Origin of the sequence: Nocardia sp. NPDC059154 (genome assembly GCF_042755705.1) — a bacterium.
GTDB lineage: Bacteria > Actinomycetota > Actinomycetes > Mycobacteriales > Mycobacteriaceae > Nocardia.
In genome coordinates this window covers 39,412-62,863 of sequence record NZ_JBHZCS010000029.1, presented here as the reverse complement: position 1 = coordinate 62,863, position 23,452 = coordinate 39,412, and the positions used below count along the sequence as shown (strand labels likewise).

Annotated in this window: 25 protein-coding genes; 14 read left to right on the top strand and 11 right to left on the bottom strand. The window is 68.2% G+C overall.

Features of this window, described 5'->3' with window-relative positions; all coding sequences use genetic code 11:
• Positions 1-17: 17 nt before the first annotated feature.
• From ACFXN1_RS24670 to ACFXN1_RS24650, 5 genes are read left to right on the top strand one after another with little or no spacing between them, the layout of a single operon-like run.
• Positions 18-1,124 (top strand): MCE family protein, encoded by a 1,107-nt coding sequence (locus ACFXN1_RS24670; RefSeq protein ID WP_379439172.1) that lies wholly within the window; start codon positions 18-20, stop codon positions 1,122-1,124.
• Positions 1,121-2,251: an MCE family protein gene (locus tag ACFXN1_RS24665; protein ID WP_379439170.1), complete on the top strand. Its 1,131-nt coding sequence runs from the start codon at positions 1,121-1,123 to the stop codon at positions 2,249-2,251. Before ACFXN1_RS24670 ends, ACFXN1_RS24665 begins: the two co-directional genes overlap by 4 nt.
• Positions 2,248-3,423: an MCE family protein gene (locus tag ACFXN1_RS24660; protein WP_379439169.1), complete on the top strand. Its 1,176-nt coding sequence runs from the start codon at positions 2,248-2,250 to the stop codon at positions 3,421-3,423. The genes ACFXN1_RS24665 and ACFXN1_RS24660 overlap by 4 nt, the downstream gene beginning before the upstream one ends.
• Before the next feature lie 10 nt (positions 3,424-3,433).
• Positions 3,434-4,213 carry a hypothetical protein gene (locus tag ACFXN1_RS24655; protein ID WP_379439167.1) on the top strand — a complete coding sequence of 260 codons (780 nt, stop codon included), beginning with the start codon at positions 3,434-3,436 and terminating at the stop codon, positions 4,211-4,213.
• Complete coding sequence (locus ACFXN1_RS24650) at positions 4,210-5,439, top strand: TetR/AcrR family transcriptional regulator (protein ID WP_379463680.1); 1,230 nt, start codon at positions 4,210-4,212, stop codon at positions 5,437-5,439. Before ACFXN1_RS24655 ends, ACFXN1_RS24650 begins: the two co-directional genes overlap by 4 nt.
• A gap of 19 nt (positions 5,440-5,458) precedes the next feature.
• On the opposite strand, the gene ACFXN1_RS24645 is transcribed toward ACFXN1_RS24650, so the two are convergent.
• Both ACFXN1_RS24645 and ACFXN1_RS24640 read right to left on the bottom strand, forming a co-directional pair.
• Entirely contained in the window at positions 5,459-5,971 is a 513-nt protein-coding gene (locus ACFXN1_RS24645) for a DUF2231 domain-containing protein (protein ID WP_379446673.1), read from the bottom strand.
• Between the two features lie 120 nt (positions 5,972-6,091).
• On the bottom strand, positions 6,092-6,856 hold the full coding sequence (locus ACFXN1_RS24640; RefSeq protein ID WP_379446674.1) for a sigma 54 modulation/S30EA ribosomal C-terminal domain-containing protein: 765 nt from the start codon (positions 6,854-6,856) through the stop codon (positions 6,092-6,094).
• 252 nt (positions 6,857-7,108) lie between these two features.
• Between ACFXN1_RS24640 and ACFXN1_RS24635 the strand changes: the two genes are divergently transcribed.
• Positions 7,109-8,068: an acyl-ACP desaturase gene (locus ACFXN1_RS24635; RefSeq protein WP_379463679.1), complete on the top strand. Its 960-nt coding sequence runs from the start codon at positions 7,109-7,111 to the stop codon at positions 8,066-8,068.
• A gap of 9 nt (positions 8,069-8,077) precedes the next feature.
• On the opposite strand, the gene ACFXN1_RS24630 is transcribed toward ACFXN1_RS24635, so the two are convergent.
• The 5 genes from ACFXN1_RS24630 to ACFXN1_RS24610 all read right to left on the bottom strand — a co-directional run bounded on the left by ACFXN1_RS24630 (position 8,078) and on the right by ACFXN1_RS24610 (position 10,858).
• On the bottom strand, positions 8,078-8,467 hold the full coding sequence (locus tag ACFXN1_RS24630; RefSeq protein WP_379388251.1) for a VOC family protein: 390 nt from the start codon (positions 8,465-8,467) through the stop codon (positions 8,078-8,080).
• A gap of 5 nt (positions 8,468-8,472) precedes the next feature.
• Positions 8,473-8,751: a metalloregulator ArsR/SmtB family transcription factor gene (locus ACFXN1_RS24625; RefSeq protein ID WP_354845514.1), complete on the bottom strand. Its 279-nt coding sequence runs from the start codon at positions 8,749-8,751 to the stop codon at positions 8,473-8,475.
• 340 nt (positions 8,752-9,091) lie between these two features.
• Complete coding sequence (locus ACFXN1_RS24620) at positions 9,092-10,015, bottom strand: universal stress protein (protein ID WP_379445720.1); 924 nt, start codon at positions 10,013-10,015, stop codon at positions 9,092-9,094.
• Between the two features lie 156 nt (positions 10,016-10,171).
• Positions 10,172-10,303 (bottom strand): hypothetical protein, encoded by a 132-nt coding sequence (locus tag ACFXN1_RS24615; RefSeq protein WP_379395919.1) that lies wholly within the window; start codon positions 10,301-10,303, stop codon positions 10,172-10,174.
• 96 nt (positions 10,304-10,399) lie between these two features.
• Complete coding sequence (locus ACFXN1_RS24610) at positions 10,400-10,858, bottom strand: pyridoxamine 5'-phosphate oxidase family protein (protein ID WP_379445721.1); 459 nt, start codon at positions 10,856-10,858, stop codon at positions 10,400-10,402.
• Positions 10,859-11,053: 195 nt separating this feature from the next.
• On the opposite strand from ACFXN1_RS24610, the gene ACFXN1_RS24605 reads away from it, so the two are divergent.
• From ACFXN1_RS24605 to ACFXN1_RS24585, 5 genes are all read left to right on the top strand, one after another.
• Entirely contained in the window at positions 11,054-11,932 is an 879-nt protein-coding gene (locus ACFXN1_RS24605; RefSeq protein WP_379445722.1) for a DUF302 domain-containing protein, read from the top strand.
• A gap of 118 nt (positions 11,933-12,050) precedes the next feature.
• Entirely contained in the window at positions 12,051-13,766 is a 1,716-nt protein-coding gene (locus ACFXN1_RS24600; protein WP_379445723.1) for a GAF domain-containing protein, read from the top strand.
• A 171-nt stretch (positions 13,767-13,937) separates the two neighbouring features.
• Complete coding sequence (locus tag ACFXN1_RS24595) at positions 13,938-14,606, top strand: hypothetical protein (RefSeq protein WP_379445725.1); 669 nt, start codon at positions 13,938-13,940, stop codon at positions 14,604-14,606.
• 194 nt (positions 14,607-14,800) lie between these two features.
• Positions 14,801-15,196: a carboxymuconolactone decarboxylase family protein gene (locus ACFXN1_RS24590; RefSeq protein WP_379445726.1), complete on the top strand. Its 396-nt coding sequence runs from the start codon at positions 14,801-14,803 to the stop codon at positions 15,194-15,196.
• Between the two features lie 20 nt (positions 15,197-15,216).
• Positions 15,217-15,378 carry a hypothetical protein gene (locus ACFXN1_RS24585; protein ID WP_379445727.1) on the top strand — a complete coding sequence of 54 codons (162 nt, stop codon included), beginning with the start codon at positions 15,217-15,219 and terminating at the stop codon, positions 15,376-15,378.
• 157 nt (positions 15,379-15,535) lie between these two features.
• Here ACFXN1_RS24585 and ACFXN1_RS24580 read toward each other — a convergent pair whose 3' ends face one another.
• The 4 genes from ACFXN1_RS24580 to ACFXN1_RS24565 all read right to left on the bottom strand — a co-directional run bounded on the left by ACFXN1_RS24580 (position 15,536) and on the right by ACFXN1_RS24565 (position 19,880).
• Positions 15,536-16,561, bottom strand: a complete 1,026-nt coding sequence (locus ACFXN1_RS24580) for an acyl-CoA dehydrogenase family protein (protein WP_379445728.1) — start codon at positions 16,559-16,561, stop codon at positions 15,536-15,538.
• Between the two features lie 148 nt (positions 16,562-16,709).
• Positions 16,710-17,804, bottom strand: coding sequence for a dihydrodipicolinate reductase (locus tag ACFXN1_RS24575; protein ID WP_379445729.1), 1,095 nt, complete (start codon positions 17,802-17,804; stop codon positions 16,710-16,712).
• A 23-nt stretch (positions 17,805-17,827) separates the two neighbouring features.
• A complete protein-coding gene (locus ACFXN1_RS24570; protein WP_379445730.1) occupies positions 17,828-18,817 on the bottom strand; it encodes a Rieske 2Fe-2S domain-containing protein in 990 nt (329 codons plus the stop codon).
• A gap of 67 nt (positions 18,818-18,884) precedes the next feature.
• Positions 18,885-19,880, bottom strand: coding sequence for an alpha/beta hydrolase (locus ACFXN1_RS24565; RefSeq protein WP_379445732.1), 996 nt, complete (start codon positions 19,878-19,880; stop codon positions 18,885-18,887).
• Between the two features lie 95 nt (positions 19,881-19,975).
• On the opposite strand from ACFXN1_RS24565, the gene ACFXN1_RS24560 reads away from it, so the two are divergent.
• The 3 genes from ACFXN1_RS24560 (at position 19,976) to ACFXN1_RS24550 (ending at position 23,366) form a co-directional block, all read left to right on the top strand.
• The gene (locus ACFXN1_RS24560) at positions 19,976-20,566 is read left to right on the top strand and encodes a TetR/AcrR family transcriptional regulator (protein ID WP_379445734.1); all 591 of its coding nucleotides are present in this window, start codon (positions 19,976-19,978) and stop codon (positions 20,564-20,566) included.
• Positions 20,567-20,724: 158 nt separating this feature from the next.
• On the top strand, positions 20,725-22,077 hold the full coding sequence (locus tag ACFXN1_RS24555; protein ID WP_379395934.1) for a cytochrome P450: 1,353 nt from the start codon (positions 20,725-20,727) through the stop codon (positions 22,075-22,077).
• A gap of 44 nt (positions 22,078-22,121) precedes the next feature.
• On the top strand, positions 22,122-23,366 hold the full coding sequence (locus tag ACFXN1_RS24550; protein WP_379445735.1) for a cytochrome P450: 1,245 nt from the start codon (positions 22,122-22,124) through the stop codon (positions 23,364-23,366).
• The last annotated feature ends 86 nt before the right edge of the window (positions 23,367-23,452 follow it).

Sequence of the window (23,452 nt, the reverse complement as noted above, 5' to 3'; positions counted from 1 at the left end):
GTGCAGGGGTGCAAGTGATGACACTTCGCGGACGAATGAAGCTGGCCGCGGCCTGCGGCGCGCTCCTGCTCGCCTCGGCGTGCGGCATGCTGCCCGATTCGGTGTCCTCGCTGTCGAAGGAGTATCTCGGCGGGCAGATGAAGGTCACCGCGGACTTCGAGAACGTGGCGGGCCTGTACGCGGGCAATGACGTTGCGGTGCTCGGGGTTCCGGTCGGGACCGTCGAAACCGTCACGCCCAAGGGCAGTTACGTCCAGGTCACCATGTCGCTGGACCGGGATGTCAAGATTCCCGCCGACGCGATTGCGGCACTGGTGAATCCGCAGCTGATCACGAATCGTCACGTGGAGCTGGCCCCGGCCTACACCGGCGACGGCCCCACCCTGACCGATGGCGCCTACATTCCGTTGCAGCGCACCAGGGTTCCGGTCGAACTGGATCGCATCCTCGCGACCTTCTCCCAGCTCGGCGAGGCGCTGAAGGGCGACAACACCACCGGCCCGATGGCCAGCCGGGTGCTGTTCCCGCTGCTCAACGGCAATGGCGACAAGCTGCGCGAAACCCTCGACCAGCTGTCCTCGGCCTTCGAGGTGACCTTCGCCAACAAGGACCAGATCTCCAACACCATCATCGAACTCAATGACATCACCCAGGTCATCGCCGCCAACGATCAGACGGTGCGGGACTTCAGCGGGCGGCTCACCGAGCTGGTGAACCTCATGGGCGACCAGGCTCCCGGCATCGACGCGGTGCTGCGGCAGCTCGACGACTTCGTCACCAATACCTCGACCCTGGTGGGGCAGAACAGGGATCAGCTGGCCGGGGCGCTCACCCGCTTCGTGGCCATCACCGATCAGATGCGCGCCAATGCCCGCGGCCTCACCGAGATCGTGGACGTCGGGCCGCTGCTGTTCCAGAACATCGCCAAGGCCACCAGCAAGGAGGATCAGGCACTGCGGTTGCACGGCCTGCTCGACAAGTCGCTGCTCGACGGCGAGATCCTGTCGACCTTCTGCGAGCGCATCCAGATGCGCCTCGATGGCTGCCGCACCGGCAAGGTCCAGGACTTCGGCCCCGACTTCGGCCTCACCGCCGCACTACTGGGAATCGCGAACCTGAAATGAGACTACGCACAACAGCTCTCGGCGGACTGCTCACCGCCGCCACCCTGCTCGCCACCACCGGGTGCGCGGTCACGGTGGACACGCTCCCCATGCCCAAGCCCGGCCTGGGCGCGCCCGGGTACACGATTCACGCGGCCTTCGCCGATGCGCTGAATCTGCCCGACCACGCGCACGTCAAGATCGGCGGCACCGATATCGGCGTGGTCACCAGGATCAAGAGCACGAACTTCATCGGCGACGTGCAGATGCTCATCCGCGACGACATCCGGCTCCCGAAGGGCACCACGGTCGAGCTGCGGCAGGCGACCCCGCTCGGTGACATGTTCGTGGCCATGACGCTGCCCTCCGCGCAGGAGGCCGGGGATCCGCTGCGCGACGGCGACACCATCGGCACCGATCACACCGCGGCGGGCGCGTCGGTGGAGCAGCTCATGATGTCGATCTCGCTGCTGCTCAACGGCGGCGGCATCAATCAGGCCGCCAAGATCACCGGTGAGATGAACTCCATGTTCGCGGGCCGGGCGCCGGAGCTGTCCCATCTGATCACCGAGATGACCGCCGCCATCGCAGCGCTCAATGCCCGCACCGGGGATATCGACCAGGTGCTGGGCGGGATGAACTCGCTCTCGGGCGAATTGGCCCGGCGCAAGGCGCAACTCGGCGCCGCCGCCGACACCTTTCCCGCGCTGATCGCCCTGCTGACCGAGAACAATCAGCAGATCGTGGACCTGCTGTCGAAGGTGGCCACCACCACCGACGCGCTCGGCGACTTCGCCGACACCAGCGGCGGGGATTTCGTGAGCCTGTTCAACAGCATTCAGGCGCTCATGTCCGGATTCGCGCAGAGCGATCAGCTGACCGGGGCGCTGGACGGGCTGCACACCATCTACCCGTCGCTCATGGCCAGCCTGCGCGGACCCGCGCTGGCGGTCGCGGCGACCGTGTCGTATCTGAGCGTCGGCGCGCTCACCGACCCCAGCGGCAGCCGCTGGCCCGAACTCGGCGACGCCGGGCAGTTCATCGGCAGCCTGGCGCAGGTGCTGGAGAAGGTGTTCGGCCGGCTCACCAGCCCACCCGGGCAGCCCGACGCGCAGCCCGGCCCGGCGCAGCAGGGAGGGGATCGATGAATCCGCCACTGTGGCAGTGGGTGGTGCGGCATCGCATCGCCCTCGCGAACATCGGGCTCGTCGTCGTGCTGGTGCTCGGGTCGGGGTATATCGGCGGATATGTGCTGCGGTTCAACCCGATTCCGCACACCTACAAGGTGACCGTCGAGCTGGCTTCCTCGGGCGGGCTGCTGCCCGGCAATGACGCCACCTTCCGGGGCAGCCGGATCGGCAAGGTCACCGACGTGCACGTCGCCGGGGACGGTGTGACCGCGGTCGCCGAGATCGACGACAGCGCCAAGCTTCCCATCGGCGGCACCGTCGCGGTCGGGCGACTCTCGGCGGCCGGCGAGCAGTACCTGGATTTCCGGCCCGACTCCGACACCGGGCCCTATCTGCACGACGGCTCGCTGGTCGAGCGGGCGCGCACCAGCGTGCCCGCGCCGATCCAGTCGGTGTTCACCAATCTCAGCGATCTGATCGGCGGCATGAACCCGGACCGGCTCGACGCCATCATCGACGAGCTCGACAAGGCGCTGACCGGCGGCCCGGATCGGCTGCGCAACATGATCTCCGGCATCAGCCGGGCCATGAACGGGCTCGACGACCTGCTCCCCCAGACCCGCCAGCTCATCGAGAACCTCGAGGTCATCGCGGGCACCACCCAGCACGCCCAGCCCGACCTGGGCACGCTGACCAAGGCGGGCAGCGTGCTGTTCGACCAGTTCGCCTCCGCCGACCAGGAATTGCGCACACTGCTCCAGCACGGGCCGGGACAGCTGGCCACCCTCAGCGGGTTCATCACCCAGACCCAGGACCCGATCACCAATCTGGTGACCAACTTCGTGGCCGTCACCAAGGCCGCCAAGCTGCGCGCTCCGGCCATCGCCGCGCTGTTCCCCGCCCTGCGGGTGGGCACCGAGGCGCTCGGGATCCCCGCGCACGACGGCGCGTACAACACCCTGGTCGACCCCTGGCCCCGGCCGAGTTGCGACTACGACACCATCCCGGTGGTGCCGACCGATGTCCAGGCCGATACCCGGGTCCGGCTCTACAACTACTGCGTCACCTCGAATCCGGCACTACAGATCCGCGGCTCGGCCGACGCGCCACGGCCCGACGTGCCCGACAACGGGGTGACCAAGCCGCCGGGGGCCACCGGCAACGAAATGTCCCAGCCTGTCCCCCGATAGGAGACTTCCCATGAGCGAGAACATGATTCAGCACAATACGGCTGCGGAAGCCGACCGGGCGAGCGCCGAGAACGTCGAAATGAGCACCGACGCCGCGCAAACGAGCGCTGCGACCATCGAACCGGATACCGAGACCGTCAGCGATGCTGCGGACAAGGCCACCGTAGAAGCAGAGCAGGCCGGGCCTGCGGAGACCGAGGCGACGCAGGAGCCCGTCGACGCTCCGAAAGCCGCCGCGCGCCTGAAGAAGTCGCGGCTGCCGCGAGTCTCCGTACCCGCACCGGGCAAGCGCGGCCGCATCGTGGCCCGGGCCGCCGTCGTGCTCGCGCTCGCGGGGTCGATCGGCTCGAGCATCGTCTTCCACCAGCAGGACGCGCACCACCGCGATCTGCTCACCGCCCAGGAGCAGGCCCGGGCCGCGGCCTGCAAGTACGCGCCGCTGCTGGCCACCTACGACGCCAAGAACCTCGACGCCTACTTCACCGCTGTCCTGGACGGCGCGACCGGTGACTGGCGCAAGCAATTCGATTCCACCAGCAAGGATCTGCGGGACGTGCTCACCCAGGGCCAGGTGGTTTCCAAGGCCACCGACGTGCAGTGCGCGGTCCGCACTGCCGACCGCGATTCCGCCCAGGCCATCGTGGTGATCGGGCAGACCATCACCAGCCTCGGCACCCAGGGCAAGCCCGCGCCCGGGCAGCTGTCCATGGTCATGCGGCTGGAGCGGTCCGGCGACCGGTGGCTGGTGAACAAGGTGAATTCGCCGCTGGCACAACAGCCGCAGTCGTGAACCGCGCCACCACGCCCGCCTCCGACCCGGGAGCGCGGGCGGTGCGGCGACGCCCCAAGAACCGGCGGGCCCAGATCGCCGCGGTGTCCGCGGCCGAGTTCGCCGCACTCGGGTATCACCGGGTGAGCATGGAGGATATCGCGGCCCGGCTCGGGATCACCTCCACGGCGCTGTACCGGCACTACCCGAGCAAGTACGCACTGTTCGCGAGCGAACTGCTGCGGCTGGGCGCACTGACCGTGGCCGCGGTGCGCCTGCCGCCGGAGGCCGGGGCCTGGCCCGCCCGGCGGCGGCTCAGGCACGCCATCGACGGGATCATCGCGGGCACCATCGCCAACCGGACCACGGTCGGGCTGGCGCGCTGGGATTTCCGCTACCTCGACGACGCCGACAAGCGCACGGTGGACGGGCATTTCGCGACTGCTCTCACCGCGCTCGGCGGTCTGATGGGTGAGGTGCGGCCCGAGCTGTCCGATCACGAGCGGCGGGTCCGGGCGGTGGGCGTCTTCAGCACCGCGAGCGGCCTGGGCGATCACCGCATCGCCCTCGGCGCGAAAGCCACGGCCGCCCTGCTGAATTCGTCCTGCTGGGCGCTGGTCGAGGCCGATCTGCCCGCGCCCGGACTCCCGGCGGCCGCGCCGCGCGCGGTGGAGGTGCCGCCGATACTCAAGCACGAACTGCTGCTGCATCGGGCGATCCGGCTGTTCTACGAGCGCGGCTACCCGAATGTCAGCGTCGAGGACATCGCCACCGCGGCGGGCCTGCCCTCGCCCTCGGCGGTCTACCGCTACTACCGCGGCAAGAGCGACCTGCTCAATGCCGCGTTCCGCCGGGCCGCCGACCGCATGTCGGCGGTCATCGGCCCGACCCTGGCCGAATCCTCCGGTCCCGCCGACGCTCTGGCCAAACTCGTCGACATGTACGTGGCCGGAGCGTTCGACGAACGCGAACTGATCTTCGTCTACTTCGCCGAATTCGGCCACGTCCCCGACGACGAACTCGCGACACTGCGTGTCGTGCAACGCCTGGTCGTCGCCGAGTGGGCGACCCTGCTGGCTCGGGTCCGCCCCGAGCTCAGTCGCGCCGAGGGGCAGATTCTCGTGCACGCCGCCCTCGGGCTGGTTGTCGACTACGGCCGCGTCTTCGGCGACGACGAGCGAATCTACCCGCGCCGGTGGGTGATCCGCCTCATGGAGTCCGTCCTCTTCGGCCGCGTCGCCCCCTGACATGCCGGGCCACCGGGGATCACCTGGCCTGGGAGGCGGTTCGATCGTGCCAGGCGGCCTTCGCCCCGCTGTCCCCGATGCGATAGACCTGCACGACGGATCCGATGGACACGGCGAGGGCAGCCACCGCGACCATGGCCGCGATCGCCCGGCGACCGGAGACAGCGTCGACCCGCGGCACCCGCCGCCGCAGGAGGTCCCGCGCGCGCTCACTGTGCATCGCCCACCACACGGTGGCGAACACGAACGTCGCCGCCGACCAGACGAGCAGATCGTCACCGAGGTGAGTGTGGATGCGCAACAGCGGATCTCGCGGCGTGCGGTGTTCGAGCCATTCACCGGAGTGGGTGGTCAACGGCACGAACACCAGGGTGAGGAAGGCGACCACCGGCAACAGCACGCCGATCCGGCGCCGCGCCGAGGGCCACAGCACCGCGGCCACGACGAGTAATGCGGTCACCGGCACCAGCACGACCACAGCGTGAACGAACAGAACGTGGGCCGGCAGCCCATTGATGGTCGTGGGTCCCATGATGATCCGCACTCTCCTGTCGTGACGTCGGCGGTGAGCCTACGAGTCCGTACTCGAGGTTTAGCGGAACAGCGCTGAGAGGACGCTGTGATCGATGGCCCGACCCGGTGCGGGCCGCCGCTACGAGACCGGCAGAGCGGACGTCGCGACCACAAGGCCGAGGTCGCCGTCGTAGCGGCGGTAGAGCAGGCGGCCGCGGCCATCCTCGGCGTCGGTGAAGAAGAGGAAGGGCAGGCCGTAGCCGCACAGGCGGAGGGCGGCGGCCGACTCGGTGAGGATGCGGGTCGGGTGGGGGTTCATGGTCAGCGGGAGATGCTCGAAATCGCGAGGCGGGCATGCCCGGCGCTGGCGGGCCATCCGGACGCCCAGGGGCCCGGCCCAATATACGATGGCGTCCTCGCCGGTGTCGAGGTCGGTGAAGAGGTGGGCGTCGTAGTCCAGGGCGTCCATGGTCGCGACGGCGGCCGCCGGGTCGCACCGGTGTGGCACGCAGTGCTTGCGGCGGACGATGGGGCGTTCCGCGCCGACTGTGACCAGTGGCGCGCGGGCCGGGTCGGGCGCCCAGCGCGGGGGTGCTTGCGCCAGTTGGCGATTCAGCGCGCGGCCGAGGCGTTCGGCGGCGAAGCGGACAACGAGAGTGCCGGGGCCGTCGATCTGGCAACGCACCGGATTCCCGGCGACGCACAGGTTGACCTGCGCGACCGACGTGCCGTCGACGCGGGCACCTTGGGTGAGCCGCAGGCGCGCGCTGCCGGCCACGCCGTGGCGGCGCAGTACCTCCGTGAGCTCAGCGCGAGCCCGGTCCATCTCCTGGGTGGAGGCCGTGCCGTCCACGACCACCTCGACGAACGATTCCGGCATGGTGGCGACCTCGTCCGCGTACACGCTGCACGACCTCCTGGTGGTGATCGACCCTGATGTCGACGCGTCCATGTCAGCACCGGGCACTGCGGCGCAAACAGGGCCGAAGGTCCCGGGATCAGGTGGCCAGGCGCACCTTTCGGTGGGTCCCGGATTCCAAGATCGAAGTCCCGGTCCGGTCGGGACTTTCGGCTCTGTCGCGCTCGGGCGCGGCCCGGAACGGTGGGCGGTGGCCGCATGGCCTCCACTCATCGGACAGGAAGGCGGACAGGACTCGTGGCGCGTGAGCTGACGCAGCGGGAGATTCTCGTGGAACTGGAGCCGGTCGCCGGGCAGGCGCTGGACCGGCATCTGTCGGTGTTCAAGGATTGGCATCCGCACGATTACGTGCCCTGGGACGACGGTCGAAATTTCGCGCAGCTCGGTGGAATCGATTGGGATCCGGACCAATCCGGGCTCTCCGAGGTGGCGAAGGCCGCGCTCATCACCAATCTGCTCACCGAGGACAATCTGCCCTCCTATCACCGCGAGATCGCGGAGAACTTCTCCCGCGACGGGGCGTGGGGCACGTGGGTGGGCCGCTGGACCGCGGAGGAGAACCGGCACAGCGTGGTCCTGCGCGACTATCTGGTGGTCACCCGCGGCGTCGATCCGGTTGCGCTGGAGAACGATCGGATGACCCATATGACCAATGGTTTCGCCGCGCCCGTCGATCCGGGCACTGCGGCCGCGCACGCCGGTTTCCTCTACTCGGTGGCCTATGTCAGCTTCCAGGAGCTGGCCACCCGGATCAGCCACCGCAATACCGCCGAGGTCTGCGCGGACCCGGTCGCCGACCGCATCATGCAGCGGCTGGCCCTGGACGAGAACCTGCACATGATCTTCTATCGCACCCTGTGCGGCGCGGCCCTGGACCTCGTGCCCGACCAGGCCATGGCGGCCATCGACCTGATCGTCGAGAACTTCCGCATGCCCGGCACCGGCATGCCCAACTTCCGCCGCCACGGCGTCCTCATGGCCAAGCACGGGATCTACGATCTGCGCCAGCACTACGAGGACGTGCTGATGCCGGTACTGCGGCACTGGAATGTCTTCGGCCGCACCGACTTCGGGCCCCAGGGTGAACAGGCGCGGGAGCGGCTGGCGCGTTACCTCGACAATCTCCACCAGGTGCAGATCCCGCGTTTCGAGGAGCAGCGCGACCGCTCCCTCGCCCGTGAGCGCGCCCGCGTCTGAGCGGACGCGTCAGGCCGGGGTGACGATCTGGATCAGATTCCCGCAAGTGTCGTCGAATACGGCGGTGGTGACGGGTCCCGCCTCCAGCGGCTGCTGCGTGAACGTCACCCCGAGACCGCTCAGCCGCTCGAATTCGGCCCGCACATCCGTCACCTGGAACGAGGCGGCCGGAATGCCGTCATCGACGAGCGCGTCCTTGTACGGCTTGACCGCAGGATGCTCATCCGGTTCGAGCAGCAATTCCGCGCCCTCCGGGTCCTCCGGCGACACCACCGTCAGCCAGCGGGCCCCCGGGCCCAGCGGCACATCATGCTTCTTGGTGAAGCCCAGTACCCCGGTGTAGAAGTCGAGCGCCTTCTGCTGGTCGTCCACGAACACGCTGGTGATGTAAATCCGCACGGCCCTTACCCTTTCCTGTGCACCGGCCACCGTTCCTGAATGGCGGCCAGCGGAGTCGTATCGAGGTGGTGGAACTTGTACCTGCCCTGCTTCCGCGTCTCGACCAGCCCGGCCTCCTCCAGCACGGCCAAATGCTGCGACACGGCCTGCCGCGTCAAACTCAGCTGATGCCGCCCACTGAGCCGAGCACAAATCTCGAACAGCGTCTGCCCGTCCCGCTCGGCCAATTCATCGAGAATGATCCGCCGCGTGGGATCGGCGAGGGCCTTGAAAATATCGCCCACCACCCGACCATAGGCAAGTGACTACTTGCCTGTCAAGAACGCCCCGCCAACCCCGCGATTCAGCCCGGACCAGCAAGAACCGAACGATTCCGGATCAACTGCACGCCGGCGAGGTCTGATTACCCAGCGACAGCATGTTGCACAGCCACTCCTGAGACGCTTCACAGTCGCCGGCGCTACAAACCATCTCCGCCGAAACACATTGCGCCGCAATGTTTGAGGCCGGATTCTCATAGCCGACACGGACGGCCCACACAGTTGCCCGGTACCGCGGAATGACGGTGGCCGAACGGGTTTCACGAGGGTGCGGGCCGGCCGAGGGTTATCGGCGGTGCGGGCGTCAGTCGGCCGCGTGGACGACCATGACCGGGCAGTGGGCGTGCTGCACCAGCGAGTGCGCGGTCGACCCGAGCAGCAAGCCCAGGAATCCCCCACGGCCACGGTTGCCGACCACGACCAGCTGCGCGTGCTTGGACCAATCCTGCAGGTGCGCCGCCGGAGCGGAGAAGTGGACGCGGCGGATCACGGTCACGTCGGGGTACTTCTCCTGCCACCCGGCGAGCCGCTCGGCCAGGACCGACTCTTCGACGGCTTCGACGTCGTCGAGCATCGGAGTCGGATGATCGCCGGCGAATACCCCCGCGCTCCAGTCACTCCAGACGTGCACGGCCACCAGGTCCGCGCCCCGCTCCGACGCCTCGGCGAATGCGGCGGCGATGGCGGGCTCGCTCACCGGGCCGCAATCGACGCCGACCACCACCGGACCGGAATCACGAACGATGTTGTCCACCTGGTGATCCGGGCGCACCACGAACACGGTGCCCGCCGCGTGCGAGGTGACCGACAGCAGCGTCGAGCCCAGATGCGCGAAGGTTCCGGTGGTCCCGGTGGCGCCGAGCACGACGGCGTAGGCGCGGGCGCTGAAGTCGATCAGCAATCCCGCGGCGGAGTCGTTGAACAGGTGCGCCGTCACCTGCAGATCGGGGTGCGCGGACTGTGCGGTCTCGACCGCATGCCGAACCACCTCCCGGCCCTTGGCCTGTGCAGCGTCGATCACCTCGGGTGTCACGACCGCATACGGGCCCATCACGGCACTGGTGCCCACCAGGTCCAGCCCGTGGACGACCTGCAGCATGCGTCCCCGGCGCGCCGCCAGGTCGGCTGCCCAGCGCAGCGCGATGTCCGATCCCGACGACCCGTCCACGCCGACGACCACTCCCGCGGAGACCAGTCGGTGCGGATCGTCGTATTCCTGCTCAGCCATTGCCATCTCCCGGCGGTGCGGTTACCGGGCGGCGGAGCGCCGCCCACCCTCACGGTATGAATCACCGGGGTGCCGACACTGCGGCCGATGGTCATGGGACCAGGGGCCCAAAGACCGCCCCGCCGCGGGCCGATGGTCGCGGGAGGCGATCGGCGGCTATTTGCCGGCGGTCTCGTGCTCGCCGTCGCACCACTGCTCGGCGGGGACGCTGACCTTGACCTGGTCGATGTGCTCGCCGCAGCCGGCCCAGGTGATCTTGCCGCAGTCGCAAGGGGTCGGTTGACACATGATGGTGGTCCTCTCGGGAACGGTGGGGTCGGACGGCGTCGTCGGATCGGCACAATATCCGAGACGCGGCAGCGTGGATGGTAGCCGGAGCGTCGCTCACCGGAGCGGCTCGGCCCCGATCGATTCCCGATCGACCAGCCGGATACCGGTCACCAGCGTCGGCTCGATGGCCACGATGGTGTCCATGTTCCCATCCGCCCAAGGCTTCACCAGCGCATCGTAGCGGGCCACCAGGTCCGGGGCGGTGATGGTCCGCGCGATGCCGGTCACCACCACCGACCAGCCCAGCCGGGTCGTCCGATCGATGTCGTCGGCCTCGTAGGCGACCACCACGTCGGAGTCGGCGCGCACCGTCGAGGTGAGCCGGGAGGTCAGCTGGGTGCGGACGATGACGGTGTCACCGTCGAGGATGTGGTTCACCGGCCGGATCGCCGGCAGCGCATCGCGGGTGAAGACGACGCGGCCGAACGGCACACCGGAAAGCAGGCGCAGGGATTCGGCCCGGGAGAGGTTCACCATGCCGCGCGCGACCTCGTCGGACCGGAAACCTGTCATGCCGCCATCTCCCGTCATCGGTTCACTGCGTGTACCAGCCTCCATGTGACCATCGAATTCCCGCGCCCGACAGGGCCTTAGGTCCTGTCCCCGGCGCGAACGGCGGTTCTACCCATGCCGACAGGACTTTCGCCTCTGTGGCCCGGCCGGCACGCGCCGGAGTCTGAGGGAACACCCTCGACAAGGAGAGACGTGATGACCTATCGAATCGACCTGTGCGAGACAGCGGCGCAGACGGTGATGCGGATCCCCCTCCAGATCCGGCCGGACCGGCTCAGCGACACCATAGCCGCCGGAGTGGAACGCATGACGGAAGTGGCAGCGCGGGCCGGATTGACCGCTTCCGGCGCTCCCACTCTGACCTTTCATCACGAACTCCCCGTCGAGGACACCATCCGGGTCGATTTCGGGCTGCCCATCGAGCCCGCGCCGAATCTCGGGCCCGCGTCCGGGGCGCAACTGGTCGTGATACCGCCGACGCTGGTGGCGCGCACCTGCCATCGCGGCGGCTACCAGGGACTCGACGCCGCCTATCGGGCGCTCGGCGAGTGGGTGCGGCAGTCGGGATGCAAACCGATCGGACCCCCCACCGAGGCGTATCTGATCGGACCCGACGAGGTCAGCGACCCGCGACAGCTGATCACCGAGATCCGGGTGCCGGTCGCGCCCGCGCCCGCGATCACCACGCACATGGACGGAAGCTTCGCCGACGCGGTCGAGCGCACCCGGGAGTCGTTGCGCCGCCAGGGTTTCGGTGTCGTCGCCGAGATCGACCTGCGCGCGATCCTGCGGGAGAGAACGGGTGAGCACCTCGATGACTACCTCGTCCTGGAGGTCTGCCATGCCCGGCTGACCGCTCGAGCCCTCGCCGCCGACCGGCAGGCGGGCCTACTACTACCGTGCCGGGTCGTGCTGCGCGGCGACGACACCGGGGTCGTGGTCGAGGCGGCCGATCCGGAGGTGCAGGCCGGCACACTCGCGCAACCGGCGCTGAACGCCATTGCCGCCGAGGCACATCGGCTGCTCGCAACAGCACTTGACACGCTGCACCATCCGGCAACGGCGGCCGGATGAGCCGATCAGGGCCTTCGCCGTGCCCGCCGCGCCGCAGGCGGAAACCTCCGACGGCCCAAATACACTGTGGGTGAGCGGTACCCCAGATTCACCTACTCCCGACCCAGGACGCCTCCAGATGACTGCCCCCTCCGACGACTCGTACTCGGTGCGAAGCACGTTGTCGCAGTTGCGACTGCGCGAACTGCTGACCGAGGTCAAGGATCGGGTCGATCAGATCATCGACGCCCGCGACCGGATGGACGGCCTCGTCGAGGCCATGCTGTCGGTGACCGCCGGACTGGATCTGGACCAGACGCTGCGCACCATCGTGCGCACCGCCACCAGCCTGGTCGAGGCCCGCTACGGCGCGCTGGGCGTGCGCGGCGTGGACGCGCATCTCACCCAGTTCGTGCACGAGGGCATCGATGACGTGACCGCCGAATCCATCGGCGACCTCCCGGCCGGGCGCGGCGTGCTGGGCCTGCTGTTCCATCAACCCGAGCCGATCCGGCTCGACGACATCGCCAGTCATCCTGCGTCCGTGGGGTTTCCGGCCAATCACCCACCTATGCACACCTTCCTCGGGGTGCCGGTGCGGATTCGGGACGAGATCTTCGGCAACCTGTATCTGACCGAGAAGAAGAACGGGCTGCCCTTCAACGAGGACGACGAGGTGATCGTCCAGGCGCTGGCCGCGGCGGCCGGTATCGCCATCGACAATGCGCGGCTGTACGAGTCGGCCCGCACCCGGCAGGCGTGGATCGAGGCGACCCGCGACACCGCCACCGCGTTCCTGGCCGGGACCGCCGCCGATGACGTGCTCGCGCACGTGGTCGAGCATGTGCGCACGCTGACGCAGGCCGAACGCGCCTTCCTGGCCGTCGACGACGATCCGGATATGCCGGCGGAGGAGGCACGGGAGCTGCGGATCGCACGCTGGTCCGGGCCCGGCGATGGGCCCAGCAGCCCGGTCGCCCGCACCACCGGCACCGCCATCGGGCGCGTGTTCACCGAGGGCACCCCGCTGAGCTTCGACGACGCGGCCGGCATCGATCTCGGCAAGCCGCTGTCGGATCCCGGCCCGACCCTGATCCTCCCGCTGCACGCCCAGGGCGCCACCTTCGGCGTGCTGGTCATCGTCCGCCCCATCTCCGCTCCCCCGTTCTCGGACGAAATCCTGGAATTGGCAGCAGCTTTCACCGAGCAGGCGGCCCTGGCCATCCAGCTGGCCGAGGCCCAGCAGCGGGTGCGCGAACTCGACGTCCTCACCGACCGTGACCGCATTGCCCGCGACCTGCACGACCACGTCATCCAGCGTCTCTTCGCCGCGGGCCTGAGCCTGCAGGGCACCATCGCCCGCACCCGCGCCCCCGAAATCCGCCGCCGCCTCACGGATGTCGTCAACGACCTGCAGGACGTGGTGCAGGAAATCCGCACCTCGATCTTCGACCTGCACGGCGGCAACGGCCAAACCCCCGGCCTGCGTCAACGCCTCGAACAGGTCATCGCCCAGCACACCGCCGACATCGACCTGCGGACCTCACTGCGCACCTCCGGCCCCCTCTCCGTCGTCACCCCCGTCCTGGCCGACCACGCCGAAGCCGTTGTCCGAGAGGCGGTTTCCAACGCCGTCCGCCACGCCAACGCGCACTCCCTCGCCGTCACCCTCGACGTCGCCGACGACCTCACCATCACCGTCTCCGACGACGGCACCGGCATCCCCGACAACATCACCCCCAGCGGCCTCTCCAACCTCGCCCGCAGAGCCCAGGAACTGGGCGGCACCTTCACCATCCTCCCCAACCCCGACGACACGGGCACCCGCCTCCGCTGGTCGGCCCCGCTCCACTGACCGGCCGCTCGGGACCCATCGGTCCGAGGCTTCCTCGGGCGTAACGGTCTTCTGTTCGGTCTTTCTCTGCTAAGACCGGTGGATTGTCGGTGAAAGGTGAATATGTTGTCTCGCTCTGTCATTCGGGTTCGGTCGATTTCGTTGGCGGTGGCTGCGGCGGCGGTTGTCGTGATGGCGCCGGGAGCCGCCGCGCTGCCGACCGGATCGTCCGATCTGCCCACCGGGACGTCCCAGAGTTCGACGGGGACGCCGCCGGTGGCGGGGACGAGTGTCTCGACGGCGTACGGGTCGATCGGGGTATGGATGTTGCAGTCCAATGGGGATGTCGCGGACTGGCTGGGGCAGCAGTATCAGGGCAAGTCGTTGTTCGAGCCCATCGATGTGCTGCTGGTCGATCGGACCTCCACCACGGCCGATGCCGCCACTTCGAAGCTGACGAACCAGCTTTCGGCGGCGGGGTTCCCGGTGCGGTGGCTGCACAGCACGGGATATCAGGGGCGCATCAATGGTCAGTTCTATGCGCAGCAGCCGCCGGACGGCAGTGATTCGGCCTTCTCCGACGCGATCGCGATCGAAACCAATGACCACGGCAGGGTTTTCGGCCCGGCCCCGCTGCCCGGCGGCGGATTCGTGTGGTCGGCGGCTTTCAGTCGCGAGAAGTTCGAAGTGGTGACCCATGCCTACGTGTCCTTCACCCAGGCCCGCGACAATGTCCGCACCGCGGTGCTCGCCAAGGGCGGGACCGATCTCGGGACGGTGCCGCTGGGCAACACGTACAACACCGCCACCGCCTCCACCGGCGATCACGACGGCAACGCTGTGGTCCTCGGGCTGAACTGACCGTCAGCGCCCGGCTTCGGAACCGATCCCGAGCCGGGCGAGTCGGGGCACCTCGCTCGGGACGGCAGATGTGAGGCACATCGCGGCACATACCCCTGGGGGTATGCTAGCTTGGGTTCATACCCCAAGGGGTATCCGCGACGCGGCCGAATCGGACGATGCCGCGCTTCGCCGAAGCAACCGAAGGAGTAGCCATGTCCGCACCGACCGACGTCGCCCACGCCTCGCCGCACGGCAAGGCCGTCCTGAACGAGCTGTCCCCGCTGCACCGGGAGCTGCGGCGCGCGATTCCCGAGGTGTACAAGGGTTTCGGCGAGCTCAGCAAGGCGGCCTTCGCGCCGGGCGCGCTGGATCGCAAGACCAAGGAGCTGATCGCGCTGGCCATCGGGGTGGCCGAGGGCTGCGACGGCTGCATCGCCTCCCACGGTCAGGCCGCGGCGCGCGCCGGTGCGACCAGGCAGGAGGCCGCCGAGGCCATCGGCGTCACCTTCCTCATGCACGGCGGCCCCGCCACCATCCACGGCGCCCGCGCCTACGAGGCGTTCTGCGAATTCGCCGCCGCCATCGAATCCGGCGAATCCCCCGCCTGACCACCCCGGAGAAACGACCCATGTGCCATCCCGCCCGATGCCGGACCTGCGGCAAGACCACCTGGTCCGGCTGCGGCGCCCACGTCGCCCAGGTCCGCGCTGCCGTACCGGCCGACCAGTGGTGCCCGGGCCATCAGGACACCGCCCGCGACAGCTGGATCCGGCGAATCCTCACCCGCTGATCCACCCCGATTCCCGCCCACATGGCCTCCATCGCGTGACCGCGAACCCTTCGGACGGACCGGTCGCCCTATATCGCGAGGTCGCGGCCGCCCACCCGATCACCGACCCGGGATGACCATTGTCCTCGTCGTCGCCGATGGCCGTGACGTGCTCCGGTCAGCCGCCGACCGGCTGCGGGCTGGGCTGGAGTGCCTGCAGTAGAGCGGATTTGATGGGATCTCGAGTCGTGCAGACCAGGGCGAAGGTCGCCTGTCGTACGAGTCTATCCGCGGTCGTGTCGGCGAGCGCTGACCGACTGCCGGCGCACACGACGCCGGCCGCGGCGGCATTCACCGCCGCGTGCGCGATCTCCGCGCGCAGCGCGTGGGTGGCCGCGACGTCACCGATCACCCGGCCGTAGCGTTCCCGCAGACTCGCGAGCTGCCTCGCGTGCGGCTCCGCCTCGGCGCCGAAGTCCTCCAGATAGCGCACACACCGCATCAGCACGCCCAGGACCAGTCCCCCATTGACCCAATCACTGAGCGCGACACCGCCTTCCGGCCCGTCGACGGCGGCCTTCATATCGATCACCCGCGCGTCGCCCACGAAGGCGCCGTCGAAGGTCAGGCTCACCGTGGCGCTGGCGTCCGCGGCGATCAGCGAGAGCCGTTCGGCGCGGATGTTCTCCGCTTCACGCACCGGTATCAGTAGCGTCACCACGGATTCGGTCGCGCCGTCGCGCACGCACGCGGCGGTGGCAATCGCATCGACGTAGCCCCACCCGGTCACGAAGGGCGCCGTGCCGGTGAGCACGTATCCGCCGTCGACCCGTTCGGCGAACAGTGTCGGATCGGTCCGGGCTCCCGCGTAGGAGACACCGCAGCGGTAGGTACCTCTCATCATCTCGGCGAGGTACCGTTCCCGTAGTTCCTGGTTGCCCGTGGCCACGACCGAGCGCAGCGCACCCAGATGCTGCGCCCACACGAATCCCGTTGCCAGGCAACCGCTGATGATGGTCGCCACGGTGTCGATCAGGATTCCCGGTGACATGCCTTCCGACAATGGAAACCCGTAGAACCCCCGCTCCGCGAGCGCGTCGAAGTTAGCGGGCGGAATCAGCCCGCCGCGATCCACCTCCGCGGCCCTGCCCTCGAGCGTCTCAGCAGTCAGCGATTCCGCCTCGCGCACCCAGTCCTTGCCCATGCGAACCCCCTGTCAGGTCCCGATCACCCGCCACCACAACGGGTTTCGAGGAGCGGAGTACCCCCCGCGCGATACTACGTGAGCCCGGGGGCGCACCTGGCACCACGCGAGGGATCTCGCCGTCACACATCGCTGTCGGGATGGCCCGCTACTGCTTGAAGCGGCCGGCGAAGGCGCGGAGGGGGAGGTCGGCACTGGTGATGATGCCCGGTGGGGCGGAGACGACGGCGGGGATGGCGTTGAGGGCGGGGAGGCCGGTGACTGTCATGCCGACCGATGCGAAGGCGGCGGGGTTGGTGAAGTCGGTGCCGGGCTTGGGGAGGACGCGATGTTTGCTCGTGATGCAGGGGTCGCCGGTTATTTTCGTGATGTAGCAGCCCTGGACGTTCCAGTGTGGCTCGGTGTGCGGGGTCATCTGCCATTCGACGTGGACCTCGACCTTCGGCACTCCGGCGACCAGGCCCTGGTACTTGATGTAGTTGGCTCCCAGTGAACCTTTCGGCAGCTGATACCAGCCCAGGTCGATGTCCTTGGTGCAGGCGCCGAGTTCGTAGCCGAAGGTGACCTCGTCGAGTTCCAGACCGAAGCAGTCCGCCATCAGGTGGACGCCGTCGGCGAATACCCGGGTGCCTCGTTCCAGCATGGCCGGGATCGCGGGATCGTCTGCGGGGCGGCCGTATCCGACCATCTGCCACGAGCCGACCGAGTGGTGACAGGAGACGTCCACCGACTCGATCACCGTCACGTTCTCGAGCTCGGCGACATCGCAGCTGTGCACCACGCCCAGGATCTGGGTCAGCCCGGGATTCATGCCGGTGCCGTAGAACGTCGATCCGCCGTGCCGGCAGGCTTGCTCGAGCACCCGGGACGTCGGTTTGCCCGACGGGTGCGGATGATTGCGGTCGCGGTGGTGACCGGTGATCCAATCCGCGGTGGTGACAATGTCGATTCCGGCCTCGAGGACCCGGACATAGAGGTCCTCGTCGGGAAACACACCGTGGAAGGTCACCACATCCGGCCGCGCGGCGATGATGTCGTCGACCGAGCCCGTCGCGAGGATGCCGATGGGCGGGAGCCCGGCCAGCTCACCGGCATCGCGGCCGATCTTTTCCGGTGTGTAGCAGTGCAATCCGATCAGTTCGAGGTCGGGATGGGTGCCGATTCGCTTGATCATCTCGGTGCCGACATTGCCGGTCGCCACCTGGAAGACCCGGATCGGCCGCCGGGGGAACACAGATACCATGGGCGGCATCGCCTTTCGTGTGATCAGGATTGCGGATAGAACTGGGCGGCCCAGGTGCGCAGGGCCATGAATCCGTCGTATTCGGAGCGGGCCAGCGCGGGTGGATCCGAATAGCGCTGGTGTGACCAGATATGCACGTCGGCCAGGAACTGGTCGATCACCGCCCGCATCACCCGTTCGGCCCACGGCGGCGCGGTGGCGCTGTCGTCACCGGGCGGGCGTCCGGCCCACACGGTGAAGCGGACATCGCAGGTGCGGTCGTCGACCGGAGTGACCGCGGAGATGGTGCGATTGTCGATCATGCCCCAGCTCTTGGTCACCGCGACGCCGAGTCCGGCATTGATCGCCTCGACACCGCTGGCCATATCGTCGGCGGTCATCCCGGTGGCGTCACCGAAGGTGACGGTGAAGTCGACATAGGACACCGGGCCGTCGAAGTCGTGGCGGGTGAACTTGGGAACGAACGGAACCTTGTGCACGAACTTGAAATGCGCGAAGTCGACGCCGTTCTCGAGCACGTACTGCGGATGCAGTTCGAGCCGCTCCCGGTAGAGGGTGCCCTGCGGATGGGCCGGGTAGTAGTCGGCCGCGCTGCCGGCGTCGCCGAATCCCGCGAAGACGTCGGGCACATCGAAATACGGTGCGCGACCGTCGATATCGTGCCAGATGTAGATGGATTCGTTGCGCTCGGTGACCGGATACGTGCGCATGCGCCGTCCCCGATTGGGCCTGCTTTCGTAGGGGATGCACACATTGCGGCCCTCGCGGTCCCATTCCCAGCCGTGGAAGGGGCAGACGATGCGCTCACCGTCGACGCGGCCGCCGAATCCGAGGTGCGCACCGAGATGCTCGCAGTAGGCGTCCATCACGGTCACCGTGCCCGCCGCGGAACGCCAGGCGATCAGATCGCGGCCGAAGTACGTCATCCGGTGCACGCCCCCGACGGCGATCTCGGGCGACCAGGCCACCTGGAACCATCCCGTCGGTTTCATCGATAGCGGCGGCTTGACCATGCCTGCTGCCCTCCCACTGCGCACAGAGAGTCGTGTATTCGTTTCTCCGGAAGGGGGCGGGATGCCCTCAGGCCCGGTCCCGGTCCGCTCCGGGTTGTGGCGCGACATAGGTGTCCAGCGCATGCCGCAGCCACCGTTCCCGCGATCGAAACGCCCGCCGGCTCACCTCGGCGCGGGGAACGAGCCGGTCGAAGCCGTGCCAGCAGCCGGGATGGACCTCGAATTCCACCGGCACGCCGCAGGATCGCAGGCCGTTCACGTAGGCGATCGTCTCGTCCCGGAACGGCTCGAGGCCCCCGACATAGGTGAAGGTCGGCGGCAGACCTCGCAGATCACCGGCCCGCGCGGGCGCCGCGTACACCGGAACCCGCTGCGTCCCATGCAGATCCCGCAGATACAGCTGCCACGCCGACGCCAGCGTGACCGAATCGAGCAGCGGCGCGTCATTGTCGCGGGCCGATTCGGTGGACTGCCGGTCGTCCAGCATGGGATAGATCGGCATCTGGAAGGCGATGTTCACCTCGCCACGGTCCCGCGCGAGCAGGGTGAGCGCGGCGGTCAGTCCCCCGCCCGCGCTCTCCCCCGCGACCGCCAGTTGATCCTCGCGGATGCCGAGCCGAATCGCATTGTCGCGCATCCAGATCAACGCGGTGTAGCAGTCGTCGAGGGCCGCGGGATACGGGTGGGCGACGCTGAGCCGATAGTCGGGCGCGACCACCACGCAGCCGGTCCGCTCGGCCAATCGCCGGTAGATCCGCAGGTCCTGTTCCGGTCGCCCGAGGAAGTATCCGCCCCCGTGCAGCCAGAGCAGTCCGGCCGCGGCGGTGGTGGGCGCCGGCGGCGAGTAGACGACCACGCGCAGCCGCGTTCCGTCGCCGCGATCGATTCCGAACTCCTCGACCCGCAGGGTCTTCGGGCGACGGGCCCGCGCGAGCCACAGCAGCCCGGCGACCAGAGCCCCGGCGACGCGAAGCCGCCGTTCACTGTGTCGAGACCCCATGCGCCGCAACCACACACCGGTCGCACGCAGCTGACCGTCCATCATCGCGTCGGTGATCTGCATGCCGACCCTTTCGCAGGTCCAGCGACGCTATCACAGACCTGGAAGCTGATACAGACACTAGTCCAGACTTCGTGGCGTAAGTATCATCCAGACACATGTCCGAACTCGCATCCACCGGTATCGAGGCAACCCGACGGCGACTCACCGAGAAGCAGGCCGACACCGTCGACCGCCTCACCACGGCGGCAGTCGAGGTGTTGTCCCGGGAAGGCTTCTCCGGCACGACGATTCGGCTGGTCGCCGCGGCCGCGGGAGTCGGCACCGCCACCGCCTACACGTACTTCTCGTCCAAGGAGCACCTGATCTCGGAGGTGTTCTGGCGGCGACTGGTCGCGGCTCCGAAGCTGGACACGGACGCAGGGGACCCGGCCACCCGGGTGGTCGCGGTGCTGCGTCAGGTATCCCTGCTGGTGGCCAATGACCCGGCTCTCGCCGGTGCGGTCAGCAATGCACTGCTGGGCGACGATCCCGATGTCCGGCATCTGCGGGTGCGCATCGGCCGCGAGATTCGCGGCCGGCTCGCCGAAGCACTGGGATCCGATGACCCCGAACGGGTTTCGATGCTGGAGCTGCTCTACGCGGGCGCGCTGCTCCAGGCCGGGATGGGCCTGCTCTCCTACGAGCAGGTCGCCGACCTGCTGGAAATGTCGGCGCGCCGACTGCTGGCAGATCCCGCGGCCGAGTGATCGACGGGCAGCGAAACACAGGCCCGGACAGCGCGGCCGCGGATCCGATTCAACGTCCGAAACCGGCCGCGGACCTTGTCGCACGCCGCCGATCATAGTACCGTCCAGACACATGTCCATCACGTGTCTGGACAAGGTTATACGTGGAGGGATTTGCAATGACGCTGGTCAAGCCGCAGCGAGTGTCCGGGGGCGCGGATGAGCACGGACACCTGGAGGAGTTCCGCACCGATCCCATCGCGCTGATGCGGCGGGTGCGCGCCGAATGTGGCGATGTCGGAGCCTTCGAACTCGCGGGGCGCGATGTGATCCTGCTGTCGGGCGCCGAGGCCAACGAGTTCTTCTTCCGCGCCAGCGACGAGGATCTCGATCAGGGTGCGGCCTACCCGTTCATGAAGCCGATCTTCGGCGAGGGCGTGGTCTTCGACGCGCCGCCCGAACGCCGCAAGGAGATGCTGCACAATCAGGCGCTGCGCGCCGACCACATGCGCGGGCACGCGGCCACCATTGCCCGCGAGGTGGATCGCATGCTGGCCCGCTGGACCGATGAGGGCGAGATCGATCTGCTCGAATTCTTCGCCGAGTTGACCATTTACACATCCTCGGCCTGCCTGATCGGCCCTAAATTCCGGGAGCAGCTGGACTCCCGGTTCGCGCATCTCTATCACGAACTCGAGCAGGGCACCGACGCGCTGGCCTACGTCGACCCCTACGCGCCGATCGAGAGCTTCCGCCGCCGCGACGAGGCCCGCGCCGCACTGGTCGAGCTCGTGCAGGCGATCATGGATCAGCGCGAGGCGAATCCGCCGACCGGTAAGGACGATCGCGACATGCTCGACGTCCTGATCTCGGTGAAGGACGAGCACGGCGTGCCGCGTTTCTCGGCCAGCGAGATCACCGGCATCTTCATCTCCATGATGTTCGCCGGGCACCACACCACCTCCGGCACGGCGGCCTGGACCATCATCGAACTGCTGCGTCACCCGGACACGCTGGCCACGGTGGTGACCGAGCTCGACGAGCTGTACGCCGACGGCGCGGAGGTCAGTCACCATGCGCTGCGCCAGATTCCGAATCTGGAGGCCGCGCTCAAGGAGGCGCTGCGCCTGCACCCGCCGCTGATCATCCTCATGCGTATCGCCCGTGCCCGGTTCGAGGTGTGCGGGCATCGGATCGAGGCGGGCGACATGGTGGCCGCCACGCCCGCCATCTCCAACCGGATACCGGAGGACTTCCCGGACCCCGACACCTTCGACCCGGGCCGCTACCTGGATCCGCGGCAGGAGGATCTGGTCAATCGCTGGACCTGGATTCCCTTCGGTGCGGGCCGCCACCGCTGTGTGGGCGCACCGTTCGCGCTCATGCAGCTCAAGGCGATCTTCTCGATCCTGTTGCGGGACTGGGAGTTCGAGCTGGCGCAGCCGTCGGAGACCTATCGCAACGACCACTCCAAGATGGTGGTGCAGTTGCAGCAGCCGTGCCGCGTCCGCTACCGGCGCCGCCGGCGCTGAGTCCGTCCCGGTCCACAATGATGTCGGCCCGTCAGGAGGCAGCTGTGTCCGCGCCGTCCATTCCCCCCGGATTCGATTTCACCGATCCGGCGCTGTGGGAGACCCGCAACCCCGTCGAAGAATTCGCCCGGCTGCGCCGCACCGCCCCGGTGTGGTGGAACCCGCAGACCGATGCCCAGTCCGGCGGATTCCGCGACGGCGGCTACTGGGTGGTCACCAAACACGAGGACATCAAGGAGATCTCGCGCAACGCTGAGCTGTTCTCCGCCCGGTCCAAGGGCGCGGTGATCCGCTTGCCCGGCGAGATCACGCCCGAGCAGATCGAACTCACCGGCGCGCTGCTGTTGAACATGGATCCGCCCAAGCACACCAAGATCCGGCGCATCATCTCGAAGGGCTTCAGCCCGCGCGCGATCGAGGGATTGCGCGGCGCACTGGCCGAGCGGGCGGCCGCAATCGTGCGCGCGGCACGGGAGACCGGCGGTGGCGACTTCGTCGAGCAGGTGGCGTGTGAGCTGCCGTTGCAGGCGATCGCCGAATTGCTGGGCGTGCCACAGGAGGATCGGCGCAAACTGTTCGACTGGTCCAATCAGATGCTCAATTACGACGACCCCGAATACGGGGACAACACCAGCACGACCTCGTCGACCATCGCGTCGATGGAGATCCTCGGCTACGCCTGGACCATGGCCGAGCAGCGTCGCGCCGATCCGCTCGACGATATCGTCAGCCGGCTCGTGCACGCCGATCTCGACGGGGAAGCCCTGGGCTCGGACGAATTCGGTTTCTTCGTCATCCTTCTGGCGGTGGCGGGCAACGAGACCACCCGCAATGCCATCACCCACGGGATGAAGGCATTCATCGACCACCCCGAGCAGTGGAAGCTCTACCGGCGGCAGCGCCCGCGCACCGCTCCCGACGAGATCGTGCGCTGGGCGACGCCGGTGACCGCATTCCAGCGCACCGCCACCGCCGACACCGAACTGGGCGGGCAGCCGATCCGGCGGGGCCAGCGGCTCGGATTGTTCTACAGCTCCGCCAATTTCGACGAGGACGCCTTCGACGACCCGTTCCGATTCGACATTCTCCGCGACCCCAATCCGCACCTGGCCTTCGGCGGCACCGGCGCGCACTACTGTGTCGGCGCGAATCTCGCCCGGCTGGAGATCGATCTCATGTTCAATGCCATCGCCGACGCGATGCCGGACCTGTCCGAGGTCGCCGCGCCCGAGCGGCTGCGGTCGGGGTGGATCAACGGCATCAAGCACTGGCGGGTCCGGTACGAATAGCCGGGCCCACCGTATCGTCGTGCGGATCGCCCGGTGCATACTCGATCGGCGCGGATCGGACGAGAAGCTGTCCCCCGCAATCACAT